The following is a 25,440-nucleotide window of genomic DNA, read 5'->3' on the forward strand; positions in this document are numbered from 1 at the left end:
GATTGCGACATCTGCATGGGTTTCGCTCCGCTCTACCCATCCTACGGTAATGCCCCAACTTCCGACGTAGGATGGGTAGAGCCTGCGAAACCCATCGATTCGATGGCAGGGGATTCGCCCGAGGTGCCCCATGGGGCTGGAATCACCTCGTGGGTCAGCCAGCGGCGCAGGTTGCGGTTTTCCGGGTGGTAGAAGCGCCGCAGCAGCAGGTCGTAGCTGCCCGATTCGCTGATCATCATTTCCTCCTCCACCAGACCACGGCCGCACTTGAGCAGGCCGGTGCGCCATTGGTCGGCGTCGAGGCCGTCGTTCAGCCGGACGTTGGCGGAAACGCCCAGCAGGCGGCCGTGGCGGAAGAAATGGCGGGTTTCGTAGAACGTGGTGCTCATGGTGCAACTCCTTGTCGAACGATGAGGAGCCGCAACCGGGTACATCCAGAGAAGGGTGGCGGACTGTGCAAGGTTGGAACCACCGGTGTAGCAGCCGGCCGGGCGAATGCCCGCCTCGCACAGTCCGCCATGACTGCCGGGTAACTGAAAGAGATGCCCAGTCGACCTGCATGGCTTTCTGCGCGCTACATCCCGGAGTTCCAGTCCGGGTCGCGACCGAAGCCGCAAAGAGGCCGGATGCTGCCCAAGGGCTTTGTAGGACGGCAATGCGGTTGGGGTGTCGGATGTTTCGGATTGGCGATGCAATCCGGTTTCGTAGGATGGGTGGAGCTTGCGATACCCATCGATCGGCGGCCGCATGGGTATCGCTCCGCTCCACCCATCCTACGGGTCGTCATGAGAGAGTGTTTCGCATTGAGAGGGGTGTTCGGCCAGATAACTTGGCCACTTTGATCCCCTATTGGCCGCCGCCGCCACTGCGCAAACACCCCTGATCCGCCACAGAATCCCCTCACCAATAACAAGACCCGAATGAGGTGCCCTCCATGCTGACCGTCTACAGCGACGATCACCGTCTCCACTTCGGCCAGTCGGAACTGGTCGATGGCAAGCTCCAGCCCTGTTTCGAAATGCCCAGCCGCGCGGACACCGTGCTGGCGCGGGTTCGCCATCAGAATCTTGGCGAGGTGATCGAGCCGAAGGACTTCGGCCTGGAGCCCGTGCTGCGGGTCCACGATGCCGCCTACGTGGAGTTCCTCAAGGGTGCCTGGGACCGCTGGGCCGCCGAAGGTCACAGCTGCGACATGCTGCCCAGCACCTTCCCGGCACGCCGCCTGCGCCGCGATGGCCCCATCCCCACCGCACTGCATGGCCAACTGGGTCACTACTGCTTCGACACCGAGGCGCCCATCACCGCCGGCACCTGGCAGGCCGTGTACAGCTCCGCCCAGGTGGCGCTGACCGCCCAGGACCACATGCGCCAGGGCGCCAACACCGCCTTCGCCCTCTGCCGTCCGCCGGGACACCACGCCGGCAGCGACTTCATGGGCGGCTACTGCTTCTTCAACAACGCCGCCATCGTCACCCAGGCCTTCCTCGACCAGGGCGCCAAGCGCGTGGCCATCCTCGACGTCGACTACCACCACGGCAATGGCACCCAGGAGCTGTTCTACGATCGCAGCGACGTACTCTTCGCCTCCATCCACGGCGACCCGCTGGTGGAATACCCCTATTACCTGGGCCATGCCGACGAGCGCGGCGAAGGTGAGGGCGCCGGCTTCAATCACAACTACCCGCTGCCCCACGGCACCGGCTGGGAGGGCTGGTCCGCCGCCCTGGACGACGCCTGCCGCAAGATCGCGGCCTATGCGCCGGACGCCCTGGTGATCTCCCTCGGCGTGGACACCTACAAGGACGACCCGATCTCCAAGTTCAAGCTGGACTCCCCGGACTACATCCGCATGGGCCAGCGCATCGCCGCCCTCGGCCTGCCCACCCTGTTCATCATGGAAGGCGGCTACGCGGTAGAAGCCATCGGCGTGAACGCGGTGAACGTCCTGCAGGGCTACGAAGGGGCCGCGCAATGAAGGCCCGCATCCTGCTGGCGGGGGCCCTGCTGGGCGCTTCGCTGAATGCCGTTGCCGACCCCCAGGTGCGCATCTACAACTGGTTCGACTACATCGGCCCGAACACCCTGAAGGACTTCCAGGCGACCTCCGGCATCAAGCCGCAGTACGACGTCTACGACAGCAACGAAGTGCTGGAGGCCAAGTTGCTCTCCGGTCACTCCGGCTATGACCTGGTGGTGCCCAGCGACGGCTTCCTGCCCAACTACATGAAGGCCGGCGTGTTCCAGCCCCTGGACAAGAGCAAGCTGCCCAACTGGAACAACCTGAACCCGGCGCTGCTCAAGGTGCTGGCCGCCAAGGACCCGGGCAACCAGTACGTGATGCCCTACATGTGGGGCACCAACGGCATCGCCTACAACGTCGACAAGGTCAAGGCGGTGCTGGGTGAGAACGCGCCGCTGGACTCCTGGGAGCTGGTGTTCAACCCGGACAACCTGGCCAAGCTCAAGCAATGCGGCGTGGCCTTCCTCGACTCACCCACCGAGGTGATTCCGGAGGTGCTGCACTACCTGGGCCTGCCGCCCAACAGCCATAACCCGGGCGACTACAAGAAGGCCGAGGAGCTGTTGGCCAAATTGCGTCCCCACGTCAGCTATTTCAGCTCGTCCAAGTTCGTCACCGACCTTGCCAATGGCGAAATCTGCGTGGCGATCGCCTGGTCCGGCGGCGCCATGCAGGCAGCGGCACGGGCACGGGAGGCGGGCAACGGCGTGAAGGTGGAGTACCGCATTCCCAAGGAAGGCACCGCGGCCTGGTTCGATGTGCTGGCCATTCCGAAGGACGCGCAGAACGTCGAGCAGGCGCATGCCTTCCTCAACTACCTGCTGCGCCCGGAAGTGGTGGCGCCCATTTCCGACTACGTGGCCTACGCCAACCCCAACCAGGCGGCGGACAAGCTGATCTCGGCGGAGCTGCGGGACAACCCCAACGTCTACCCGCCGGTGGAGGTGCAGGCCAAGTTGTTCTCGGTGGAGATGCTGCCGCCGAAGATCGAACGCATCCGTACGCGGACCTGGACCAAGATCAAGACCGGGACCTGATTTCCGAGCACTCAAAAAAAGGGCCGCATTGCGGCCCTTTCTGCTTCTCGGCTGGACTGATCGGTGCGCTACGAGGCGACCTCGACCTTCTGGGCGAGGCGCTCCCGGCAGAAGTCCACGAACAACTGCGCCGGCTTGGTCAGTTGTCCGCGCTTGAGCCGGGCCGCCACCAGACCGGAGGTGGCCACGGGTTCGGTGATGTTGACGGTGACCACCTTCTTGCCGTCGTAGGTGCATTCGGAGTGGGGGCGGGTGACCAGCAGGGAGAAGCCGAAGCCCTGGCCAACCATGCCACGCACCATCTCGATCGATGGCGAGCTGAAGACGATGTTGGGGGTCAGGCCCATGTCGTGGAACAGGCTGACGAAGTAGGTCCGGCTCGGTTGCACGTCCAGCAGGATCATCGGTTCCAGGCAAAGATCGCGCAGGGACACCTGGGCCTGGTTGGCGAAGCGGTGGTTCTCCGGCAACAGCGCATAGGGCTTCTGCGGTGGCATCAGCGGCTCGGTCGCGATGGTGCTGTCCAGATCGTGGTCGTAGAGGAAGGCCAGGTCGAAGGTGCCGGCGGTCAGGCCCTGCACCAGCTCCTGCTGCTCGCCATCGCGGATGCGGATGTCCACCCCAGGATAGAGTTCGCGGAAGCCCGCGATCAGCTGCGGCAGGTAGAGCGGGGCGACGGTTTCGAAGCAGCCGATGTCGATCTGTCCGGCGACGATGTCGTTGTCAGCCAGGGCGTTCTGCTCGAACTCGCGGGCCACCCGCAGCAGCTCCTGGGCCTTCTGGTAGAAGCGCGTGCCGCTGGGTGTCAGGGACACGCCCTGGGCGTGGTGGCGGATGAACAGCTGCACGCCGAAGCTTTCTTCCAGGCCCTTGATGGCCGTGGAAATGGACGGCTGAGCGATGTACAGCTTGCGCGACGCTTCGGCCACGCTGCCGGCCTCCACGGTCGTCACGAAATACTTGAGTTGTCGCAAGGTATAGGTAGCCACGGGCACCTCTGCTGCTCGGCCGCCGGTGCGTGCGGCGGCCCATTCTGCTTGTCGTTGTGGGTTGCACCTTACCCCAGGCAGCGCCTGTTGAACCGCATGGGCTACCGAGTTTTTTCATATGACTCGAGCATATTTTTCATATTTTTCCTCTGCCGGACGCTGGCGCACCACCTGTCTCGACGCTGTTCAGGCGGGTGGATTATCGCGTCATGGGGCTGTTCACCGCCGTCAATCTGCTGGGCGTCGATGTCGTCGACCTCCCGCGCCGCCTCGCCCATCACCTCGACGACCCGGACCGAAGTCCGGGCTACGGCTCTGGCATGTATGCGCCGTCGGGTGGACTTCTGCCCACCAACGCGATCCCTCCGCTCACACCGCCCCGGTGCGCTGCCCCGCTCAGCGCTTCAGCTCGGCAGTTCCCGGTGCTACTTTGGCCGGCCAACCCGCAAGGCCGAAGGAGCGAAGGATGGCGATCAGGAAGATGGTGCAGGCGGACATCGATGCGGTCAGCACCCTGTGCATGGCGGCGTTCAACGCTTCGGTGGCGCCTACGGTGTCCGCGCAGGGGGTCGAGACCTTCCGCAAGGTGGCATCTGCAGAGGCCTTCCAGCAGCGCATGCAGGGCGACAACTTGATGCTGGTGTTCGAGGATGCCGCCACGCTCAAGGGCATCCTCGAGCTCAGGGAAGGGCGTCATCTCGCCATGTTGTTTATCCACCCCCAGCATCAGCGCCAGGGTATCGGACAAGCCCTGGTAGCCGCGATGACCGCACATGCGCGAGTGGCGGCCATCACGGTCAAGGCATCGCTCACCTCGGTGCCGGCGTACCTGCGCTATGGCTTCCAGTGCACGGGCGATGCGGGCGAAGACGCAGGGCTGAGCTACCAGCCGATGGAGCTGCAAGTCGTCGCGAAGCCGTAGGGTGGGCATCAGCCCATCAGCGATGCTTCTGTGCACGCCGGGCTATCGGCGGACGTCGAACCCTGGTGCGTTGCCTGTTCCTCGGCAATGGCGGCCTACCCCCTGCTGAGGCCTGTCCTGGCACGTCAGATACCTTCGGCCCCCGGACTGAAGTCCGGGCTACGGCGGCGCTTTGCGCCCGCGTTCGTTACCGAGCTTTTTCTTATCCACCGAGCACATTTTTAATAATTTTCCTAAGCCGAGCTCTGGCGCACCATCTGCCTCGACCCGAATAACAACATGACCGCGCAGACGGTCGAGTGGGAGTGCAGCGTGTTCGATCTCGGCTATTGGCAGCAGAAGGCTGCCCGGCAAGGCTTCATTGACAAGGCTCTGATCGGTGGCCGCCAGGTGGCCGCCGCATCCGGCGCGACCTTTGACTCCATCAGCCCCGGCACCAACCAGTTGCTGGCCCGCGTGGCCGCCTGCGGCGAGTCGGAAGTGGACCTGGCGGTACGCACCGCGCGCCGTGCCTTCAACGAAGGCCCCTGGGCGCGCATGGCGCCGGTGGAGCGCAAGAAGGTACTGCTGCGCCTGTCCGAGTTGATGATGCAACACCGCGAAGAGCTGGCCCTGCTGGACTCCCTGAACATGGGCAAGCCGGTGATGGATGCCTACAACATCGACGTGCCCGGCGCCGCCCATGTGTTCGCCTGGTACGGCGAGGCCCTGGACAAGCTCTACGACCAGGTGGCGCCTACCGCGCCCAACGCCCTGGCCACCATCACCCGCGAAGCCCTGGGCGTGATCGCCGCCGTGGTGCCCTGGAACTTCCCCCTCGACATGGCGGCCTGGAAGCTCGCTCCGGCGCTGGCCGCCGGCAACAGCGTGATCCTGAAGCCCGCCGAGCAGTCGCCGTTCTCCGCCCTGCGCCTGGCCGAACTGGCCCTGGAAGCCGGGCTGCCGGAAGGCGTGCTGAACGTGGTGCCGGGCCTGGGTGAGGCCGCCGGCAAGGCGCTGGGCCTGCACCCGGACGTGGATTGCCTGGTGTTCACCGGCTCCACCCAGGTGGGCAAGTACTTCATGGGCTACTCGGCCCAGTCCAACCTCAAGCAGGTCTGGCTGGAGTGCGGCGGCAAGAGCCCGAACCTGGTCTTCGACGACTGCCGCGACCTGGACCTCGCCGCCGAGAAGGCTGCCTTCGGCATCTTCTTCAACCAGGGCGAAGTCTGCTCGGCGAACTCGCGTCTGTACGTCCAGCGCTCCATCCGCGATGAGTTCATCGAGCGCCTGCTGACCAAGGCGCGCAACTGGATGCCCGGCGACCCGCTGGACCCGGCCAGCCGTGCCGGCGCCATCGTCGACGCCGGGCAGACCGCGCGCATCATGGCCTTCATCGAGCAGGCGCAAGGGCAGGGCGCGAACCTGCTGGCGGGCGGCCGTCGCCTGACCTTCAACGGCTCCAGCAACTTCGTCGAACCCACCGTGTTCGCCGATGTGCACAGCGACATGGAGCTGGCGCGGGAAGAGGTGTTCGGCCCGGTGCTGGCCATCAGCACTTTCGAGTCCGAGGACGAGGCCATCCGCCTCGCCAATGACAGCGTCTACGGCCTTGCGGCCTCGGTGTGGAGCGATGACCTGCACCGCGCCCACCGTGTCGCCCGCGCGCTCAAGGCGGGCACCGTGTCGGTGAACACGGTGGACGCCCTGGACGTCACCGTGCCCTTCGGTGGCGGCAAGCAGTCCGGCTTCGGCCGCGACCTCTCGCTGCATTCCTTCGACAAGTACAGCCAGCTGAAGACCACCTGGTTCCAGCTGCGCTGAGGTCGCGATGACGACCGGGCCGCACGCTCTTTCAGCGGGCGGCTCCACCTAACAAGAAACGACTCCTGTCGCGTGGTGCCACGCGCGGGCTTACGGCTACCTGGCCGCAACTGCCTCAGCAACTGATCACAACTAACAAGTAGTGAGGGAGTTTCCATGTCCAAGTCCTTGCGTCCGTGCATTTCCGCAATCCTCGGCCTGTCGGTACTGGTTGGCACCAGTGGCCCGGCGCTGGCCGAATCGTCGAATCTCACCGTGATTTCCTTCGGTGGCGCCACCAAGGCCGCGCAGGATGCGGCCTATTTCAAACCCTTCGAACAGAGTGGCGCCGGCAAGGTGGTGGCCGGCGAGTACAACGGCGAGCTGTCCAAGGTGAAGGCCATGGTCGATATCGGCCAGGTCACCTGGGACGTGGTGGAAGTGGAAAGCCCCGAGCTGCTGCGTGGCTGCGAGGAAGGGCTGTTCGAACGCATCGACCCGGCCCTGCTCGGTGAATCGGCCAGCTACATGCCGGGCACCGTCAGCGAGTGCGGTGTGGCCAGCTACGTCTGGTCCATGGTGCTGGCCTACAACGCCGACAAACTGGCCAGCGCGCCCAGCTCCTGGGCGGACTTCTGGGACACCCAGCGCTTCCCCGGCAAGCGCGGCCTGCGCAAGGGCGCCAAGTACACCCTGGAAGCGGCGCTGCTGGCCGACGGGGTGAAGCGCGAGGACCTCTACAAGGTGCTGGAAACCGATGAGGGCGTGGCGCGCGCCTTCCGCAAGCTGGACCAGATCAAGCCCAACATCCAGTGGTGGGAAGCCGGCGCCCAGCCGCCGCAATGGCTGGTGGCCGGTGATGTGGTGATGTCCGCCGCCTACAACGGCCGCATCGCCGCCGCGCAGAAGGAAGGCTCGAAACTGGCCATCGTCTGGAACGGCAACCTCTACGACCCGGATCACTGGGCCATCGTCCGCGGCAGCCCGAACAAGGCCCTGGCCGAGCGCTTCATCGCCTTCGCCAGCCAGGCGGATACGCAGAAAACCTTCTCCAGCCAGATCCCCTACGGTCCGGTGCACAAGGACGCCCTGGCCGCCTTGCCCGCCGCCACCCAGGCACAACTGCCCACCGCGCCGGCCAACCTGGCCGAGGCGCAACTGGTGAGCGCCGAGTTCTGGGTGAACCACGGCGAGGAGCTGGAGGAGCGCTTCAACGCCTGGGCGGCACGCTGAAATTTGCGCTCCACGGGCGTCGGCGACTACGGCGACCGCCTGGAGCGCGACTGGCGAGGCCGACGCCCGTCGCGCCTCGCACGACCAGACTCGCCGGCTCCTGCGGCCAGGCGGGCCCATAACAAGTACAAGATCGGGAGACATGCCCCATGTTCAAACCCTTGCTCAATCGCATCGCCAAACCCCTGTGCTGCACTGCCCTGGCGGCCAGCATCGCCACGGGTGCGCAGGCCGGCACCCTGTCCATCGGCCATACCACCTGGGTCGGCTACGGCACCCTGTACCTGGCCCGTGACCTCGGCTTCTTCAAGGAGCAGGGCCTGGACGTCGAGCTGACCACCATGGAAGAAGCCTCGATGTACATGGCCGCCCAGGCGTCCGGCCAACTGTCCGGGTCGGCCTCGACCATCGACGAAGTGCTCAAGTACCGCTCCAAGGATTTCTGCTTCAAGGCCGTAGCGGCGCTGGATGACAGCCACGGCGGCGACGGCGTGCTGGTCGGCGACAAGGTCGCCAGCCTGAAGGACCTCAAGGGCCAGCAGGTGGCGGTCAACGAAGGTTCGGTGTCGCAGTTCTGGCTGTCCTACCTGCTCAAGCACGCCGGCATGACCATGGCCGACCTGGATGTGCAGAACATGACGGCCGACGACGCCGCCACTGCCTTTATCGCCGGTCGCGTTCCCGCCGCCGTGACCTGGGAACCGCACCTCTCGATGGTGCGCCAGAAGGGCCAGGGCAAGGTGCTGATCGACAGCACCGAGACCCCCGGCGTCATCGTCGACGTGGTGGCGCTGTCCTGCGACGTGATCGAGAAGCAACCGGACGACGTGAAGGCGCTGGTCAAGGGCCTGTACAAGGCGGTGCAGTTCACCCGCGACAACCCCGACAAGGCCCACGAGATCATGGCCAAGGGCGTTGGCGGCTACCTCTCCGACCCGGCCGAGCTGGCCAATGCCGCCAAGGGCGTGCGCTTCTATGACCAGGCCATGAGCGAGGCGCTGCTGGGCACGCCGGGCAAGCCGGGGCAGATCAAGGGCGTGATCCGCCTGGCCAACGAAACCTGGAGCAGCCTGCAAGGCAAGCGCTTCGACGTCAGCTACGACGACCTGGTCGACACCCGGTTCGTCAGCCCGTAAGCGGAGATCATCATGGCTTCCAAACAGAACTGGCTCAGCCGCTGCCTGACCCCCAAGGTCGACCTGCCGGCGCAAATGATCCTGACCGCCAGCACCCTCGGTTGGCTCCTGGTGCTCGGCCTGTGGGCCGTGCTGTCCTACGGCGGCCTGGTGCCGGCGATGTTCCTGCCCACGCCGGGCGCGGTGCTGGAGGCGGCCGGTCGCCTGGCTGCCGACGGCACCCTGGGCAAGCATGTGCTGGCCAGCGTCGAGGTGGTGCTGATCGGCTTCATCGTGTCGTCCCTGGTGGCGGTGCCGCTGGGGCTGCTGATGGGCAGCTTCCGCATCGTCCAGGCCTTCCTCGAGCCCCTGGTCAACTTCATCCGCTACCTGCCGGTGACCTCCTTCGTGCCGCTGTTCATCCTGTGGATCGGTATCGGCCTGGAGCAGCGGGTGACGGTGATCATCTTCGGTGTGTTCTTCCAGCAGCTGGTGATGATCGCGGACGTCTCCAAGGGTGTGTCCAAGGACCTGATCAACGCCTCCTACACCCTCGGTTCGAACCGTCGCGACGTGATCTTCCACGTGCTCGGCCCGGCGTCCTTGCCCGGTGTGCTGGATACCCTGCGGGTGACCATGGGCTGGGCCTGGACCTACCTGGTGGTGGCTGAGCTGGTCGCGGCCAGCAGCGGCCTGGGCTACATCAGCCTGAAGGCTATGCGCGGCTTCCAGGTGGACGTGATCTTCCTCGCGATCGCCATCATCGGCCTGCTCGGCCTGGTGACCGACCAACTGTTCCGACTGTTCCGACTGAAGGTGGCCTCATGGGCGCAGTAACCGCAATGCATACACACCCGGCCGCCGGTCAGGCGGCGAGCAGCAAGCAGCCCCGCATGCGCGTGGAGCAGGTCAGCCTGCGCTACAACACCCCGGACGGACAGACCTTCACCGCCCTGGAGAACGTCTCGCTCAGCGTGCCGGACCAGCAGTTCGCGGTCCTGGTGGGGCCCTCCGGCTGCGGCAAGTCGAGCCTGCTCTACCTCACCGCGGGGCTGTCCCAGCCCACGTCGGGCAACATCTACGTCGGCGGCCAGCGGGTGGAGGGCCCCGGCCCCGATCGCGGCATGGTGTTCCAGAGCTACACGCTGTTCCCCTGGCTCAGCGTGCGGCAGAACATCGAGTTCGGCTTGAAGCGCAAGGGCATGCCCGTCGCCGAGCGCGATGAAATCGTCAACTTCTACCTCAATGAGGTGGGCCTGACGCAGTTCGCCGACCGTTTTCCCAAGCAACTCTCCGGCGGCATGATGCAGCGCGTTGCGATTGCCCGGGCACTGGCGAACGATCCGCAGATCCTGCTGATGGACGAACCCTTCGGCGCCCTCGACAGCCAGACCCGCATGCAGATGCAGCAGTTGTTGCTGCGGGTGTGGGAGCACAGCAAGAAGACCGTGGTGTTCGTGACCCACGACATCGACGAAGCCATCCTGCTGGGCGACCGCGTCTATGTGATGGGCGCGCGACCGGGACGGATCAAGCGCGAGATGGATGTGCCCATGCCGCGCCCGCGGGACATGGATATGGTGATGGACCGCCAGTTCATCGAAATGAAGCGGGAAATCCTCGGCCTGCTGCACAACGAGATGGACGAGCCCCACTGAGGCGGCGCCGGGCGGCGTGCAATTCGTCGCCCTCGACCCTGTCCGCCAGCCTGGCACCCGGCCAGGCATCGGGCGCCAGCGCGCTCGGCGGGCAGGGCAGCTTTTTCGTATAGCTCGAAGACAAATTTAATAATTTCCCTACCCATCGGCTTCGGCCAGCATCAATGCAGCTGAAAACCGGGACGAGGAGAACCCACAGATGAACGCTCAATTCCAGGCTCAACGCGAAACCCGTGACTACCAGGCAGCGGATGCGGCCCACCACATCCATGCCTTCCTCGACCAGAAGGCGCTGAACGCCGAAGGCCCGCGGGTGATCGTCGGCGGCGAGCGTCTCCACCTCTGGGACAACGACGGCAATCGCTACCTCGACGGCATGTCCGGCCTGTGGTGCACCAACCTCGGCTACGGCCGCAAGGACCTCACCGCTGCCGCCACCCGCCAGCTGGAGCAGCTGCCGTACTACAACATGTTCTTCCACACCACCCACCCGGCGGTGGTGGAACTGTCCGAGCTGCTGTTCAGCCTGCTGCCGGGCCACTACAGCCACGCCATCTACACCAACTCCGGCTCGGAAGCGAACGAGGTGCTGATCCGCACCGTGCGCCGCTACTGGCAGATCCTCGGCAAGCCCGAGAAGAAAATCATGATCGGCCGCTGGAACGGCTACCACGGCTCCACCCTGGGCGCCACGGCGCTCGGCGGGATGAAGTTCATGCACGAAATGGGCGGCATGCTGCCGGACATTGCCCACATCGACGAACCCTACTACTTCGCCAACGGCGGCGACCTGACCCCCGAGGAATTCGGCCTGCGCGCCGCGCGCCAGCTGGAGGAGAAAATCCTTGAGCTGGGCGCCGACAAGGTCGCCGCGTTCGTCGCCGAACCCTTCCAGGGCGCTGGCGGCATGATCTTCCCGCCGGAGACCTACTGGCCGGAGATCCAGCGCATCTGCCGCAAGTACGACGTGCTGCTGTGCGCCGACGAAGTGATCGGCGGCTTCGGCCGTACCGGCGAGTGGTTCGCCCACGAGCACTTCGGCTTCCAGCCGGACACCCTGTCCATCGCCAAGGGCCTGACCTCCGGCTACATCCCCATGGGTGGCCTGATCCTCAGCAAGCGCATGGCCGAGGTCCTGGTGGAGCAGGGCGGCGTGTTCGCCCACGGCCTGACTTACTCCGGCCACCCGGTGGCGGCGGCGGTGGCCATCGCCAACCTCAAGGCGCTGCGTGACGAAGGCGTGGTGACCCAGGTGAAGACCGACACCGGCCCCTACCTGCAGCAGTGCCTGCGCGAAGTGTTCGGCAACCACCCGCTGGTGGGCGACATCCAGGGCGCCGGCTTCGTCGCCGCGCTGCAGCTGGCCGAGGACAAGGCCACCCGCAAGCGCTTCACCAACGAGAACGACATCGCCTGGCGCTGCCGCACCATCGGCTTCGAGGAAGGCGTGATCATCCGCTCGACCCTGGGCCGCATGATCATGGCGCCGGCCCTGGTGGCCACCCGTGCCGAGATCGACGAGCTGGTGAGCAAGACCAAGCGCGCGCTGGACCGCACCGCCCAGGAACTGGGACGCCTCTGAGTCCCGGCTGGCCGCCCTGACCCCGGCCAGGGGCAGGGCGGCCACCAAGCAACCTTGCGACCTTCCGCGCGCCGGCAATGGCCGGCGCGATGGAATCCCTTTGCCTGGCGCCAGACTGCCGGGTCGTTGTCACTGCGAGACCTGACATGCACAACAAAGACAATTCGCAGGCTCCCACGCTGGAACTCAGCACCATCCAGCCGATCAGCGCCGCGGAGCGCCATGGGCGACCGCGGGACCTGTTCACCATCTGGTTCGGCTGCAACCTGATCCTGCTGACCGTGATTACCGGCGCCCTGGCGGTGACCGTGTTCAAGTTGCCGTTCTTCTCCGCCCTGGCGGCCCTGGTGCTGGGCAACCTGGTGGGCGGCGTCTTCATGGCCCTGCACTCTGCCCAGGGGCCGCAATTGGGCGTGCCGCAGATGGTGCAGACCCGTGGCCAGTTCGGCTCCTTCGGTTCCTTGCTGGTGGTGGCCCTGGTGGTGGTGATGTACCTCGGGTTCTTTGCCTCCAATCTGGTGCTGGGCGGCCAGTCCCTGCACGGCCGCTTCCCGATCATCGATACCAACGTCGGCATTCTGCTGGTGGGCGCCCTCAGCCTGGTGGCGGCCTCGGTGGGCTATCGCCTGATCCACGCCTACACCCGCGTCATGACCTACCTCTCGGGTGCGGTGTTGCTGCTGGCCTTCGTCTGGCTGGTGTTCATCCACGGCCTGCCGGCGGACTTCCTCCAGCGCAACGAGACCACCCTGGCCGGTTTCCTCGGCACGCTCTCCGTGGCGGCACTCTGGCAACTGGCGTATGCGCCCTACGTGTCCGACTACTCCCGCTACCTGCCGGAAGCCACCGGCTCGCGCAGCGCCTTCTGGTCCAGTTACTGGGGTTGCTGCCTGGGCTCGCTGCTGCCCATGTTGCTGGGGGTGATGGTGGCCCTCAGCATCGACGGCGATGACGTGGTCGGCGGCCTGATCGAGGCCACCGGCGGCCTCAGTGCGCTGCTGGTTGCGGTCCTTTCCATCGGTATCGCCGCCACCAACGCCATGAACCTGTACTGCGGCGCCCTGTCCACCATCACCGTGGGGCAGACCCTGGTGCCGTCCTGGTCGGCCGGCGCCGGCGCACGCATCCTGACCTCGCTGATCCTCTTCGGTGGATCGCTGGCCCTGGCGCTGCTGGGCCAGGACGACTTCATGGTGAACTACACCAACTTCATCCTCCTGCTGCTCTACGTGCTGGTGCCCTGGAGCGCCATCAACCTGGTGGACTATTACCTGGTGGCCCATGGTCGTTACGACCTGCCGTCCTTCTTCCTGCGCGACGGTGGCATCTACGGCCGCTGCAATTGGACGGCGGTGAACTGCTACGTGCTGGGCATCCTGGTGCAGATTCCCTTCATGTCCACGGCCCTCTACACCGGCCCGGTGGCCGAAGCCATGGGGGGGGCCGACATCTCCTGGATCGTCGGGCTGGGCGTGATTTCGCCGGTCTATTACTTCGCCTGTCGCATTGGCGGACGCACCCATTCGCTGGTCCAGGGAGGTGCCCGATGAGCCGCCGTACCGGATTCTTCTTCGATGAGCGCTGCTTCTGGCATGCCGCCGGCCTGCACAGCCTGGTGTTGCCGGTGGGGGGCTGGCTGCAGCCGCCCAGTGGCTCCGGCCATGCCGAGTCGCCGGAAACCAAGCGTCGGCTGAAGAGCCTGATGGATGTGTCGGGGCTCAGCGATCGGCTGGTGCTGTCCAGCGCACCCATGGCCTGCGAGGAGGACCTGCTGCGGGTCCATCCGGCCCAGTACCTGGCGCGCTTCAAGGCCATGAGCGATGTCGGCCATGGCGAACTGGGCGAAGAAGCCGCGGTGGGGCCGGGCACCTACGAGATCGCCCGGCAGTCGGCGGGGCTGGCCATCGCGGCGGTGGATGCCGTGCTGCGCGGCGAACTGGACAACGCCTACGCCCTGTCGCGGCCGCCGGGGCACCACTGCCTGGCGGATCGCGGCATGGGCTTCTGCTACCTGGCGAACATCGCCGTCGCCGTGGAAACCGCCAAGGCCCGTCACGGTGTTGGCCGCGTAGCGGTGCTGGACTGGGACGTGCACCACGGCAACGGCACCCAGTCGATCTTCTACGAGCGCGACGACGTGCTGACGTTGTCGATCCACCAGGACAACTGCTTCCCCGTCGGTGAGGGCGCGGTGGAGGAGCGGGGCAGCGGCAAGGGGTTCGGCTACAACCTCAACGTCCCGCTCTTCCCCGGCAGCGGCGACGACGCCTATCGCTACGCCATGGAGCGGGTGATCGTGCCGGCCCTGGAACGCTTCGAGCCGGAACTGATCGTGGTCGCCTGTGGCTTCGACGCCAACGGCGTGGACCCGCTGGCGAGGATGCTGCTGCACAGCGAGTCCTTCCGCGCCATGACGGCCATCCTGCGCGAGGCCGCCGATCGCCTCTGCGGCGGGCGCCTGGTGCTGGTGCACGAGGGCGGCTACGCGGAAGCCTATGTGCCGTTCTGCGGCCATGCGGTGATCGAGGAGCTGTCCGGCATCCATACCGAAGTCACGGACCCCTTCCTGCCCATGCTCCAAGGTCAGCAACCGAACGAAGAATTCCGCGCCTTCCAGCGCCGGGCGATCGACCGGATCGCATCGACGCTACAGGGCTGACAGACCATTGCGGTGCCCGCCACCGCACAGGAGTCGGGGCTTATTCAGCCCCGCAACCGGGAACCGGCCCTCACCACCGGAACCCGGACCACAGCTGCAAGGCAGTTTTACGGCGCACGGGGTTGCTGACCCGCGCGCCGTTCTTTTTTGGGGGACTCACAGGGTGGGCTGAAGCCCACCCTAGGCGCAGGGCCGGGGGGTGAGGGCAGCGTCCTGCGGCATGGACTCAACGTTCCCCCTGGCCAACATCAATCCACCCGCCAGCAACAAGCCGGCCCCCGCCACATACAACGCAGGTTGCAGGTCGCCGCCGAGGTGGCTGCTCACGGCTGCCAGCAGCGGGCCGGCCAGTTGGCCAAGGGCGAAGGCGGCGGTGAGCAGGCCGACGTTGCGGGTGTGGCCGTGGGGATCGAGTTCACGGGCGTGGTGCATGACCAGTTGCATGCCGGCGAGGAAAGGCCCGCCGCTGAGGATCACGCCCAACATGAGCCCGGCCATCCCCGGCAGGGTGCAGGCGAGGGTGCCCAACGCTTGCAGCCAGAGGGCGGCCACCAGCCAGCGGCGGGCGCTGCCGGGACGTTGGCGGCGCAGGCTCACCAGCACCACGCCGACGGCCGCCGCCAGACCGAAGGCCGGCCAGAACAGGTCCGCCTGCCATTGCCCGTGGAAGCGTGCAGCAGCCATCTGCGAAAGGAAGGTGGCCGGGATGATGTAGCCCAGGCCCACCAGTGCATAGGCGCCGAGCAGGGTGTACAGCGCCCTGGGCCGGGCGCGGGCCGGTGCATCTGTCTGGGGTGTGGCGGCGGAGGGGGAGGGCAGCAGCGGCTGGGTGACCAGCGTCAGCACCAGCGCCAAGGCGCCGAAGGCCAGCCAGATAGCGGCCGAGCCCTGGCCTTGCAAGTTGAGTCCCAGAGCCAGCGTGCCCGTCAGTATCACGCCGAACGCCGGTCCAGCGAACACCAGGCTGCCCAGACGCGGGCGGCCTGCTTCAGCGGCGATGCGCTGGCTGATTCCAGTCACCATCACCAGCACCCAGGCGCTGGCGACCCCCAGCCCGAAGCGCAGCAAGGCATGGGGCCAGAAGCCTTCCGCCGGAACGGACGCCAGGGTGAGCAGGACGCACGCCCAGAGGCCGGCCACCAGGCGCAGGCGGGCCTGGCCCGGAGAGCGGACGTTGAGGGCGTCGAGGGCGCCGACCAGATAGCCCAGGTAGTTGGCGGCGGCCACCAGTCCGGCAGCCGTCAGACTCACCTGGCCCTCGGCGATCAGGTGCGGAAGCTGCGGGGTGAGGGCGAAGCGGCCGACGCCCATGGCAACCAGCAGGGCGAGGAAGCAGGCGAGCAGTCGGATCAGTGGGAGCATGGTGGTTCTCCGGTGCTGGTCATCGGAAATCCATGCTAGGGGCTGGATGTGTTCATTAAAAACGAATAAAACAGAATACATTCGTTCTGATTTATTGAAAGGTGTCGCCATGGAACTCAGCCAGCTCCGCATCTTCCAGGCCGTGGCCGAAGAGGGCTCCATCACCCGCGCGGCCTCGCGCATGCACCGGGTGCCCTCGAACCTGTCCACACGGCTCAAGCAACTGGAGGAAAACCTCGGAGTGGAGCTGTTCCTGCGGGAGCGCCAGCGCCTCACCCTGTCCCCGGCGGGCAAGGTGCTGCTGGGCTACGCCGAGCGGATGTTCGCCCTGCAGGCGGAAGCCGAGGCGGCCCTGCGCGGTGGTGAACCGGCAGGGGATTTCGTCATCGGGTCGATGTTCAGCACCGCCGCCATCCACCTGCCACCCATGCTGGTGGGCTACCACCGCTCCTGGCCGGCGGTGAATCTGCAGGTGCAGACGGCGCCCAGCGGCGAATTGCTGGACGGCCTGCTCAACGGCCGTCTGGACGCTGCCCTGGTGGATGGCCCGGTGGAGTTCGCCGAGCTGGACGGCCTGCCGATGTTCGAGGAAGAGATGGTGCTGATCACCGAGGCCGCCCACGGGCCGGTGCGGTCAGCCCAGGACGTCGCTGGCCTGGAGGTCTACGCCTTCCGCCAGAGCTGCTCCTACCGCCGCCGCCTGGAAGGCTGGTTCGTCGCATCGCGGGTGCCCATGTCGCCGCCCATGGAGATCGAGTCCTACCACAGCATGCTGGCCTGCGTGATCGCGGGCGGCGGCATTGCCCTGGTGCCGCGTTCCATGCTGGAAAGCCTGCCGGGACGCGATGAGGTGCGGGTCCATCAACTGGACGCACCCTTCAATCGCGCCACCACCTGGCTGATGTGGCGCAAGGGCATGCTGGGCGCCAACCTGCGGGCCTGGATCGACCTGCAACAGGGCCGGCTTGCGGTGGCTTGAACGGGGCAGGGCGGTGGTGGGACGGTGGATAGGACGGCGATGTTCAGCCTTGGCCATGAAGCTGAAGCGTAGGGTGCGCCGCGCGCACCGATCCGGCCTTGCACCCGCATCCCTGGTGCGCACGGCGAACCCTACGTTGAAACGCGTGGAGTGGGGTCGGACCGCCTTCCAGGAGTGAAGCGATACCCATCAGCATCTGCACCGGGCTTTCCCGATTACCGTTCAGCGGTTTGATTCAAGTCAGTCGGAAATTTCCTACTGCGCGTATTTTGGAACCTGCCGGGAGCAACTAAGCTCCTGCCTAGGGTGGCCCAAGAAGCACGGGCCACCCGCCCAACGTCCCAGGAAAAGGGGTCAAGCATGATGAAGCGGCTAGAAGCGTGGATGTGGCATGTGGGTGTCGCGCTGGGCCTGATCAAGGCACCGCGCCTGCAACCCATTCCGGTCCGTAGTGAAGAACAGCGCCGTCTCGCGGAGCAGCGCCGTTCGAGGTAGTAACCGGCTTACTCGTGAGCCCTGAGCCAGTTGTCCGCCAACTCGCGCAGGCGCTCACCCGAGAAGCTGGGGAAATGGCCACCATGCACGGTTCGCACCGGCAGGTCGCGCAACCGTGCGAGGCTCTTCGCGTAGTCGTCCAGGTTTGAGTGGTAGGCATTATCGATCAGCGGGCCGTCGTAGATGATGTCGCCGCTGAACAGCGTCTGCGTCTTCGCTTCCCATAGGCTGATGCCACCGGGCGAATGTCCGGGGGTATGCAGCACTTCCAGCACCCGATCCCCCAGATCCAGCACATCTCCCTCATCGATCAGCCGCGTCGCCGGCGCCGCTTTCACGCGGTACTCGGCGTAGCACAGCGGGCAGTCCGGGTGCGCTTCGAACATCTCATCACCGACGTAATCCTTCGCCAGGGTGTTGTCGCCCGTCGGCATGGCCAGGATGTCCGCCTCCGCCGGGTGCACCAGGCGCTCGGGGAATTCATGGTGGCCGGCGATATGGTCGAAATGGGTGTGGCTGGCCACCGCCAGCAGCGGCCGCTGGGTGAGCCAGGGCAACTGTTCGCGCAGGCTGACGACGCCGGAACCGGAGTCGATCAGCAGGTCGCGGTCACGTCCCTGCACATGCCAGAGGTTGCAGCGGTAGAAGGGCCGCACGAAGGGCTCGCTGATCAGGCTGATGCCGTCGTAGCAGTGCTCGACTTCGAACCATTGGTCGCGGCTGACGATTTTCATGGGGTGTGCTCCTTGCGTAGGCCGCCTGCGGGCTGAACCTGTAGGGGCGAATTCATTCGCCAAGGGCGGCGAAGCTGCCCCATGAGGTGTTGCAGGGCAGACCTTCGGTCTGCTTGGCGAATGAATTCGCCCCTACAAGATTAGGTCGCCAGGGGCGGCAGCCGGTGGAATGGGCATAAAAAAGCCCCGGTCGGCGGGCGCTGACCGGGGCGTAAAGCCGCCTCAGGGGAGAGGCGGCAGTGCATGTCAGGCCAGTTCGCCAGCGGTCTCGGTGGGACGGGACAGCAGGCTGACCACCACGAAGCTCACCAGGCCTACAGCCAGGCTGTAGTAGATCGGGGTGTTGGCTTCGAGGCCGTCGGTGAACATGAAGACCAGCGCGGTGACGCAGCCCAGGCCCATGCTGGCGATGGCGCCGGCGGTGGTGGCGCGCTTCCAGTAGATGGCGCCCAGCAGCGGGATCAGCATGCCGCCCACCAGCAGGTTGTAGGCCAGGGTCAGGGCGCCGAGCACGTCGTTGACGATCAGGGCGATGACCAGCACCACGAGGCCGGTGAGCAGGGTCAGCAGGCGGCTCATGCCGAGGGTGGATTCCTTGCCGCCACGCAGTTTGGGCAGCAGGTCTTCGGAGAGGGTGGTGGACGCGGCGAGCAGGCCGGCGCTGGCGGTGGACATCATTGCGGCCAGGGCGGCGGCGATCACCAGGCCACGGATGCCGTCCGGCAGGGAGGCCTGGACGATGGCGGCGAAGGCGTTGTTGACGTTGTCCAGGTCAGGCAGCAGCACCTTGGCGCACATGCCGATCAGGGCGCCTACCAGGCCGTAGATCACGCAGTAGACACCGGCGACGGTGCCCGCGTACTTGGCCACGCCCTCGCTGCGTGCGGTGAACACGCGCTGCCAGATGTCCTGGCCGATGAGGATGCCGAAGAAGTAGATCAGGAAGTAGGTGATGATGGTGTCGTAGCCGATGGTGGTGAAGCTGAAGGCGGCTTCCGGCAGCTTGGCCACCAGCTCGTCCCAGCCACCCACGCGGTACAGGCAGATCGGCAGCAGCAGGAACATCAGGCCCACGGTCTTGATGATGAACTGCACGATGTCGGTCAGGGTCAGGGACCACATGCCACCGATGGTGGAGTAGACCACGACCACACCGCCGCCCAGCAGGACGGAGATCCAGAAGGGCAGGCCGAACAGCACCTGCATCACGGTGCCGATGGCCAGGGTGGACACCACACCGATCATCAGCGCGTAGACGAACATGATCACCGCACTGGCCTGGCGCGCCATGGGGTTGTAGCGACGCTCGAGGATCTGGGTGACGGTGAAGATGCGCAGCTTCAGCAGCGGCTTCGCCAGGAACAGGTTCAACACGATGATGCCCGCGCCCAGGGCGGCGCAGAGCCAGAAACCGGAAATGCCATGGACATAACCCAGGCGCACGGTGCCAACGGTGGAGGCGCCGCCGAGTACGGTGGCGGCCATGGTGCCCATGTAGAAGGCCGGGCCGAGGTTGCGTCCGGCTACCAGGAACTCCTCATGGGACTTGGCGCGGCGCATGCCGTACCAGCCCAACAGCAGCATGCCGGCGGCATAGATCAGTACTACGAAAATATCCAAAGCCATTTCAGATCTCACTTTCTATTGTTGTCGCCACGGTTCGTTAGGCCGTGGCAGGTGTCGCAAGGCGCGCAACGCTTCACACTGCGCCAATGTTTTCAAGCAATCCGGCTTGTCCTAGTCCTTGTATTCGGGGCACTCCCGGTCGAGCTTGCGTAGCCAGGCTTCCCAGACCAGCTGGCGCTGCCGTTCGCTGGCCTGGAACTGTTCGCAGGCGTGCACGCTGAGCTCGTTCGGCATCTCGCGGATACCGCGCAGGGATGAGGCGGCGACCTGGATCTCGCACGCCTTGTTCAGGTAGTACATGACGTAGAAGGCGTCGGCGACGCTGGCGCCGACGCTGAGCAGGCCGTGGTGGCGCAGGATCAGGGCGATGTTGTCGCCCAGCGACGCCACCAGGCGCTCGCGCTCGCCCAGGTCCAGGGCAATGCCTTCATAGGTGTGGTAGCCGACCCGCTGGTGGAACTCGGCGCTGATCTGGTTGAGCTGGGCCAGGCCGTTGTCCGCCGCGGCCACCGCCATGCCCGCCAGGGTATGGGTGTGGATCACGCAGTGGGCATCGGCGCGGGCCATGTGCACGGCGCTGTGGATGGTGAAGCCGGCAATGTTGTAGTCGGCGTTGCCTTCCACCACGCGGCCGTGCATGTCGACCACGATCAGGTCGCTGGCGCGGATCTCCTCGAACATCAGCCCGAACGGGTTGATCAGAAAGCGCGGCTCCACTCCCGGCAGGCGCACCGAGAAGTGGGTGTAGAGGGTGTCGTCCCAGTCGAAGAGGGCGGCCAGCCGGTAGGCGGCCGCCAGGTCTCGGCGCAGGATGGCTTCGTTCTGTGCGTTCATCAGTGACGGATTTGCGAAAGGAAGGCCCGGGTGCGCGGGTGTTTGGGGTTGTCGAAGAACTCGGCCGGGGTGGCGGTCTCCACGATCTGGCCGGCGTCCATGAACACCACGCGGTCGGCCACCTTGCGGGCGAAGCCCATCTCGTGGGTCACGCAGAGCATGGTCATGCCGTCCTGGGCCAGTTCGGTCATCACTTCCAGCACCTCGCCGACCATTTCCGGGTCCAGCGCCGAGGTGGGCTCATCGAACAGCATCACCTTCGGGCTCATGCACAGGGCGCGGGCGATGGCGACGCGCTGCTGCTGGCCGCCGGAAAGCTGGCCGGGCTTCTTGTGCGCCTGGGAGCCGATGTGCACGCGGTTGAGGTAACGCAGCGCCAGTTCCTCGGCTTGCTTGCGCGACAGGCCACGCACCTTCATCGGTGCCAGGGTGCAGTTCTCCAGCACCGTCAGGTGGGGGAACAGGTTGAAGTTCTGGAACACCATGCCCACTTCGCGGCGCACGTGGTCGCTGCCGGACTTGGTGGCGATGTCCTGGTCTTCCACAGTGATGGTGCCGGTGTCGTGGGGGTTGAGGCGGTTGATGCAGCGGATCAGCGTGGATTTGCCGGAACCCGACGGGCCACAGATCACGATCTTTTCGCCCTGGCGCACGGAGAGGTTGATGCCCTGCAGCACCTGGAAATCGTCATAGTGCTTGCCGACGTTCTGCAGACGGATGATTTCGTTCATGGCGGGTTCCTCAGATACGGCGCATACGAGCCAGGGTGCGCTGCACCAGGCCGACGGACTTGCTGCTGGAGCTGGTGTGGGAATCCCACGCCAGGCGCCGTTCGAGGCCACCCTGCATCCAGGTCAGGGTGTAAACCATGACGAGGTAGTAAACGAGGGCGACGGCGTAGTACTCGGAGAACTGGAAGGTGGTGGAGACCGTCTGCGAGGTCACCGCCATCAGCTCCTGGAGGGAAATCACCGAGGCGAGGGAGGTGATCTTCAACAGGGTGATGAATTCGTTGGCCGTCGGCGGCACGGCGATGCGCGCGGCCTGGGGCAGGATCACGTAGCGGAAGATGTGCCAGCGCGACAGGCCCAGGGCGTGGCCGGCGGCGTACTGACCCTTGTCCACGGCTTTCAGCGCGGCGCGGTTGATCTCCACCTGGTAGGCAGCTTCGTTGATAGACAGCGCAATCCAGGCGGCGATGAAGGGGGTGAACCACTCTTCACGGAAGGCCGGGAAGAACTGCGGCAGGGCGTTCCACACGAACAGCAGCTGCAGCAGGGTAGGGGCGCCACGGAACACACTGAGCACCGCGCGCAGGGTGCTGCGCCAGACCGTCGGCGGACCGTCCAGGGCCAGGGCGCAGGGAATGGAAATCAGGATGCCGACCGAGTGCGACACCAGGGCCAGGATCAGGGTGATGCAGGCACCTCGGAAAAAGTGCCAGGACGTCAGGGCGTCCCAGAAGACAGTTACATCGAAGTTCATGTACGTGTCCTGCGTGAAAGGAAGCGAGCCGGTGAACCCTCTCCCCTGGGGGAGAGGGTCAGGTGCGGGCCTTGTTTACTGAGCGGCGGTTTCCAGGTTGGCTGGATCGAGCTTCCATTTCTCGGCGATGGCCTTGAGGGTTCCATCGGCCTTCAGTGCAGACACGGCGTCCTGAACGGCCTGCTTGTCTTCCGGGTTCGGACGCATGTAGGCGCCGAAGATGTCCTTCTCGGGGAAGGCGAAGAGGGTCTTGAACTGGCCGGGGGTCTGCAGTTCGCGGTAGGCCAGTTCGGTGTCCTGGGACAGGCCGGCGGCGGCGCGGCCTACCAGTACCTGCTGGGCGACGTCACTGCCTTTCGGATAGGTCTGCAGCACGGCCGGGGTCTTGCCGGCGGCTTTCAGGTCCTCATTGAGCTTTTCCATGATGGTCACGTAGCGGGTGCCGGACTGCACCGCCACCACCTTGCCGGACAGGTCTTCCAGGCTGTTCAGCTTGACGTCGCTCTTGCCGCTGCCGAAGACGATGGTGGCGCTGGCGAGGTAGGCCACGGCATGCAGCTTCTGGGTACGCTCGGGGGTGATGAGGGTGCCGCTGATGACCGCGTCGCAACGCTTGGCATCCAGGCCCGGCAGCAGGCCGGTGAACTCGGTGACGATGAAGCGCGGCTTCACGCCCCAGTGATTGGCCAGGGCGCGGATCAGGTCCGCGTCGAAACCGCTGGGTTCGCGGTCACCGGTCTTCTCGAAGAACTCCAGCGGCGGGAAGGTCGGGTCGGAGCAGACCTGGAAGCTTCCCGAACTCACGAACGAGGGCTTGCTGTCGGCAGCCATGGCGCCACCAGCCAGGGTGGTGGTGAGCAGGCCGGCGAGGGCGAGCAGTTTCAGCGGACGATTGGTCATCGTTAACTCCTTCAAGGCGTATTGCAGTGGTTGTTGTTGTAGGCAGTCGCAATAAAGTGGAGCTGATTCGTTCTTACGCCGCGTCCGGGGAGCCCTGGACGGGGGCGTGGGAGGTCTTGCCAGACGGGACCCAACGGGGACCCTTGGGACCGTAGACGGCGGCCGGTTCCGGGAAGATCGCCAGCAGTACCAGGTACAGCAGGGCGGCTGTGCCCAGAGTGACCGGCAGGCTGATATCGATGCCACCGGCCAGCTCACCCAGCGGGCCGACGAATTGGCCCGGCAGGTTTACAAAGCATAGGCCCACCAGCGCGCTCGGGATCCAGGCGCCCATGCCGCGCCAGTTCCAGCCATTGGTGAACCAGTAGCGGCCGCCGGTCTGGCCACGGGTGAAGACCTGCAGGTCGTCCGGGCAGTAGAAGCCGCGGCGGATGATCAGGCCGAGGATCATGATCACCATCCAGGGACTGGTGCAGGTGATGATCAGCACGGCGAAGGTGGACACGCTCTGCACCAGGTTGAAGGCGAAGCGGCCGATGAAGATGAAGCCGATGGACAGCACGCCGATCATCACGGTGGCCTGCACACGGTTCAGCAGGCGCGGGAAGACCGAGGACATGTCCAGGCCGGTGCCGTAGAGCGAGGTGGTGCCGGTGGACATGCCGCCGATCACCGCGATCAGGCACACCGGCAGGAAGAACCAGGCCGGGGATACGGCCAGCAGGCCGCCGACGTAGTTGTTCTGGGCGATGTAGTCAGGGGCCTGGACGGCGACGATGGTGGCGGTGACCAGGCCGAACAGGAAGGGGATCAGGGTGGCGAACTGGGCGGCGATCACCGCCAGCATGATGCGCTTCTTCGAGGTGTCGCGCGGGATGTAGCGCGACCAGTCGCCGAGGAAGGCACCGAAGGACACCGGGTTGCTCATGGCCAGCAGGGCGGCGCCGATGAAGGCGGCCCAGAAGCCTTCCTGGCCGAGGTTCACGGAACCGGCGTAGGCGGCATCGAAGGGGCCGGCGAAGGCGAAGACGCCCAGCAGGAACATGACGCTGGCGGCCCAGACGGCGATCTTGTTCACCAGCAGCATGAAGCGGAAGCCGTAGATGCACACCACCAGCACCAGCACGGCGAACAGGCCGTAGGCCAGGCCCAGGGTCAGGTCGGTTTCCGGCAGGTCGAACAGGCGCTTGGCGCCGCCCACCAGGGCGTCACCGGAGCTCCACACCGACAGCGAGAAGAACGCGATGGCGGTGAGCAGGGAGAGGAAGGAACCAACGATACGACCATGCACGCCGAAGTGCGCACCCGAGGACACCGCGTTGTTGGTGCCGTTCAGCGCGCCGAACACGCCCATGGGGGCGAGGATCAGCGAACCCACCAGCACGCCCAGCAGGATGGACCAGATGCCCGCTTCGAACGACAGGCCGAAGAGCACCGGGAAGCTGCCGAGTACGGCGGTTGCGAAGGTGTTGGCGCCGCCGAAGATCAGGCGGAACAGGTCCCGCGGGCTGGCATCCCGTTCGTTGTCGGGAATCTGCTCGACGCCGTGGGTTTCTATTCGGGTGACTGCGTGGTCGTTGTTGTTGTTATTCATCGTTCTCTCTCCCAGGGAGCATTGTCAGGTCGGGGGCAGTTGCTCCGGCATCGCCGACAAGTGCTCGTGACAGGCCAACCAGCGGCCGCTTTCTTGTTGCCGGCGGAAAACGATGGTTTCCCGTTCACGGCTTTCTATGTCTTCACCCTGGATGCGCAGGCGGGTGGCGACGTCGTGGTAGAAGATCGCCACGTCGCCCTGCAGGCTCACCACGGGGTTGAGGGATTCGCACGCCAGCACCGCAAAGCCGTCGCGCTGCCAGCTCTCCCACAGCTCGCGGTAGGCCGCGCGGGTGGGCAGCGGCTGCTCGCAGGTGTGGAAGACAAAGCTGGCGTCTTCGCTGAAAGCGGCGAAGTAGGCGTCGGTATCGTTCGCGGCGAAGGCGGCCACCAGCTTGCTGGCGGCCTCCAGGACTTGTTGTGCGCTCATGTCTG

At 65.7% G+C, this 25,440-nt stretch carries 24 protein-coding genes; 13 read left to right on the forward strand and 11 right to left on the reverse strand.

The genetic code is table 11. The features are described from left to right. Window positions 1–41 precede the first annotated feature (41 nt). A complete protein-coding gene (locus tag TQ98_RS08065; protein ID WP_242443066.1) occupies window positions 42–389 on the reverse strand; it encodes a phage antirepressor in 348 nt (115 codons plus the stop codon). Window positions 390–934: 545 nt separating this feature from the next. Here TQ98_RS08065 and TQ98_RS08070 point away from each other — a divergent pair. Both TQ98_RS08070 and TQ98_RS08075 read left to right on the forward strand, forming a co-directional pair. Then, on the forward strand, window positions 935–1,975 hold the full coding sequence (locus TQ98_RS08070; protein ID WP_044874832.1) for a histone deacetylase family protein: 1,041 nt from the start codon (window positions 935–937) through the stop codon (window positions 1,973–1,975). Beyond that, window positions 1,972–3,057, forward strand: coding sequence for an extracellular solute-binding protein (locus TQ98_RS08075; RefSeq protein WP_044874833.1), 1,086 nt, complete (start codon window positions 1,972–1,974; stop codon window positions 3,055–3,057). Before TQ98_RS08070 ends, TQ98_RS08075 begins: the two co-directional genes overlap by 4 nt. A gap of 68 nt (window positions 3,058–3,125) precedes the next feature. On the opposite strand, the gene TQ98_RS08080 is transcribed toward TQ98_RS08075, so the two are convergent. Continuing rightward, window positions 3,126–4,046 (reverse strand): LysR family transcriptional regulator, encoded by a 921-nt coding sequence (locus tag TQ98_RS08080; protein WP_044874834.1) that lies wholly within the window; start codon window positions 4,044–4,046, stop codon window positions 3,126–3,128. A 466-nt stretch (window positions 4,047–4,512) separates the two neighbouring features. On the opposite strand from TQ98_RS08080, the gene TQ98_RS08085 reads away from it, so the two are divergent. The 9 genes from TQ98_RS08085 (at window position 4,513) to TQ98_RS08125 (ending at window position 14,997) form a co-directional block, all read left to right on the forward strand. Further along, window positions 4,513–4,968, forward strand: coding sequence for a GNAT family N-acetyltransferase (locus TQ98_RS08085; RefSeq protein ID WP_044874835.1), 456 nt, complete (start codon window positions 4,513–4,515; stop codon window positions 4,966–4,968). Window positions 4,969–5,280: 312 nt separating this feature from the next. Next, complete coding sequence (locus tag TQ98_RS08090; protein ID WP_044875451.1) at window positions 5,281–6,771, forward strand: aldehyde dehydrogenase; 1,491 nt, start codon at window positions 5,281–5,283, stop codon at window positions 6,769–6,771. Window positions 6,772–6,927: 156 nt separating this feature from the next. Next, on the forward strand, window positions 6,928–7,983 hold the full coding sequence (locus TQ98_RS08095) for an ABC transporter substrate-binding protein (RefSeq protein WP_044874836.1): 1,056 nt from the start codon (window positions 6,928–6,930) through the stop codon (window positions 7,981–7,983). Window positions 7,984–8,132: 149 nt separating this feature from the next. Beyond that, complete coding sequence (locus TQ98_RS08100) at window positions 8,133–9,119, forward strand: ABC transporter substrate-binding protein (RefSeq protein ID WP_044874837.1); 987 nt, start codon at window positions 8,133–8,135, stop codon at window positions 9,117–9,119. Window positions 9,120–9,131: 12 nt separating this feature from the next. Continuing rightward, window positions 9,132–9,935 carry an ABC transporter permease gene (locus TQ98_RS08105; RefSeq protein ID WP_044874838.1) on the forward strand — a complete coding sequence of 268 codons (804 nt, stop codon included), beginning with the start codon at window positions 9,132–9,134 and terminating at the stop codon, window positions 9,933–9,935. Further along, window positions 9,923–10,756, forward strand: a complete 834-nt coding sequence (locus tag TQ98_RS08110) for an ABC transporter ATP-binding protein (RefSeq protein ID WP_044874839.1) — start codon at window positions 9,923–9,925, stop codon at window positions 10,754–10,756. Before TQ98_RS08105 ends, TQ98_RS08110 begins: the two co-directional genes overlap by 13 nt. 199 nt (window positions 10,757–10,955) lie before the next feature. Continuing rightward, on the forward strand, window positions 10,956–12,338 hold the full coding sequence (locus TQ98_RS08115) for an aspartate aminotransferase family protein (protein ID WP_044874840.1): 1,383 nt from the start codon (window positions 10,956–10,958) through the stop codon (window positions 12,336–12,338). A gap of 146 nt (window positions 12,339–12,484) precedes the next feature. After that, entirely contained in the window at window positions 12,485–13,888 is a 1,404-nt protein-coding gene (locus TQ98_RS08120) for a cytosine permease (RefSeq protein ID WP_044874841.1), read from the forward strand. After that, the gene (locus TQ98_RS08125) at window positions 13,885–14,997 is read left to right on the forward strand and encodes a class II histone deacetylase (protein ID WP_044874842.1); all 1,113 of its coding nucleotides are present in this window, start codon (window positions 13,885–13,887) and stop codon (window positions 14,995–14,997) included. The genes TQ98_RS08120 and TQ98_RS08125 overlap by 4 nt, the downstream gene beginning before the upstream one ends. Before the next feature lie 180 nt (window positions 14,998–15,177). On the opposite strand, the gene TQ98_RS08130 is transcribed toward TQ98_RS08125, so the two are convergent. Next, a complete protein-coding gene (locus tag TQ98_RS08130; protein WP_044874843.1) occupies window positions 15,178–16,359 on the reverse strand; it encodes an MFS transporter in 1,182 nt (393 codons plus the stop codon). Window positions 16,360–16,468: 109 nt separating this feature from the next. Here TQ98_RS08130 and TQ98_RS08135 point away from each other — a divergent pair, with 109 nt between their 5' ends. Next, the gene (locus TQ98_RS08135) at window positions 16,469–17,338 is read left to right on the forward strand and encodes a LysR family transcriptional regulator (protein ID WP_044874844.1); all 870 of its coding nucleotides are present in this window, start codon (window positions 16,469–16,471) and stop codon (window positions 17,336–17,338) included. A gap of 360 nt (window positions 17,339–17,698) precedes the next feature. Next, on the forward strand, window positions 17,699–17,833 hold the full coding sequence (locus TQ98_RS28255) for a PA1414 family protein (RefSeq protein WP_277949286.1): 135 nt from the start codon (window positions 17,699–17,701) through the stop codon (window positions 17,831–17,833). A gap of 8 nt (window positions 17,834–17,841) precedes the next feature. Here the strand turns inward: TQ98_RS28255 and TQ98_RS08140 are convergent, their stop codons facing one another. From TQ98_RS08140 to TQ98_RS08170, 8 genes are all read right to left on the reverse strand, one after another. Continuing rightward, window positions 17,842–18,567, reverse strand: a complete 726-nt coding sequence (locus TQ98_RS08140; protein WP_044874845.1) for an MBL fold metallo-hydrolase — start codon at window positions 18,565–18,567, stop codon at window positions 17,842–17,844. Window positions 18,568–18,813: 246 nt separating this feature from the next. Further along, entirely contained in the window at window positions 18,814–20,193 is a 1,380-nt protein-coding gene (locus TQ98_RS08145) for a sodium:solute symporter (RefSeq protein WP_044874846.1), read from the reverse strand. 111 nt (window positions 20,194–20,304) lie between these two features. Continuing rightward, a complete protein-coding gene (locus TQ98_RS08150; RefSeq protein WP_044874847.1) occupies window positions 20,305–21,027 on the reverse strand; it encodes a class II aldolase/adducin family protein in 723 nt (240 codons plus the stop codon). Then, window positions 21,027–21,758: an amino acid ABC transporter ATP-binding protein gene (locus tag TQ98_RS08155; RefSeq protein WP_044874848.1), complete on the reverse strand. Its 732-nt coding sequence runs from the start codon at window positions 21,756–21,758 to the stop codon at window positions 21,027–21,029. The genes TQ98_RS08150 and TQ98_RS08155 overlap by 1 nt, the downstream gene beginning before the upstream one ends. Window positions 21,759–21,768: 10 nt before the next feature. Next, on the reverse strand, window positions 21,769–22,512 hold the full coding sequence (locus TQ98_RS27970) for an amino acid ABC transporter permease (RefSeq protein WP_044874849.1): 744 nt from the start codon (window positions 22,510–22,512) through the stop codon (window positions 21,769–21,771). Between the two features lie 75 nt (window positions 22,513–22,587). Next, complete coding sequence (locus tag TQ98_RS27975; RefSeq protein WP_044874850.1) at window positions 22,588–23,412, reverse strand: transporter substrate-binding domain-containing protein; 825 nt, start codon at window positions 23,410–23,412, stop codon at window positions 22,588–22,590. 73 nt (window positions 23,413–23,485) lie between these two features. Continuing rightward, the gene (locus TQ98_RS08165; protein WP_044874851.1) at window positions 23,486–25,006 is read right to left on the reverse strand and encodes a cytosine permease; all 1,521 of its coding nucleotides are present in this window, start codon (window positions 25,004–25,006) and stop codon (window positions 23,486–23,488) included. Between the two features lie 24 nt (window positions 25,007–25,030). Continuing rightward, complete coding sequence (locus TQ98_RS08170) at window positions 25,031–25,435, reverse strand: nuclear transport factor 2 family protein (protein ID WP_044874852.1); 405 nt, start codon at window positions 25,433–25,435, stop codon at window positions 25,031–25,033. Window positions 25,436–25,440 lie beyond the last annotated feature (5 nt).

It is taken from the genome of Pseudomonas sp. LFM046 (genome assembly GCF_000949385.2).
In the GTDB taxonomy this organism is placed as follows: Bacteria; Pseudomonadota; Gammaproteobacteria; order Pseudomonadales; family Pseudomonadaceae; genus Metapseudomonas.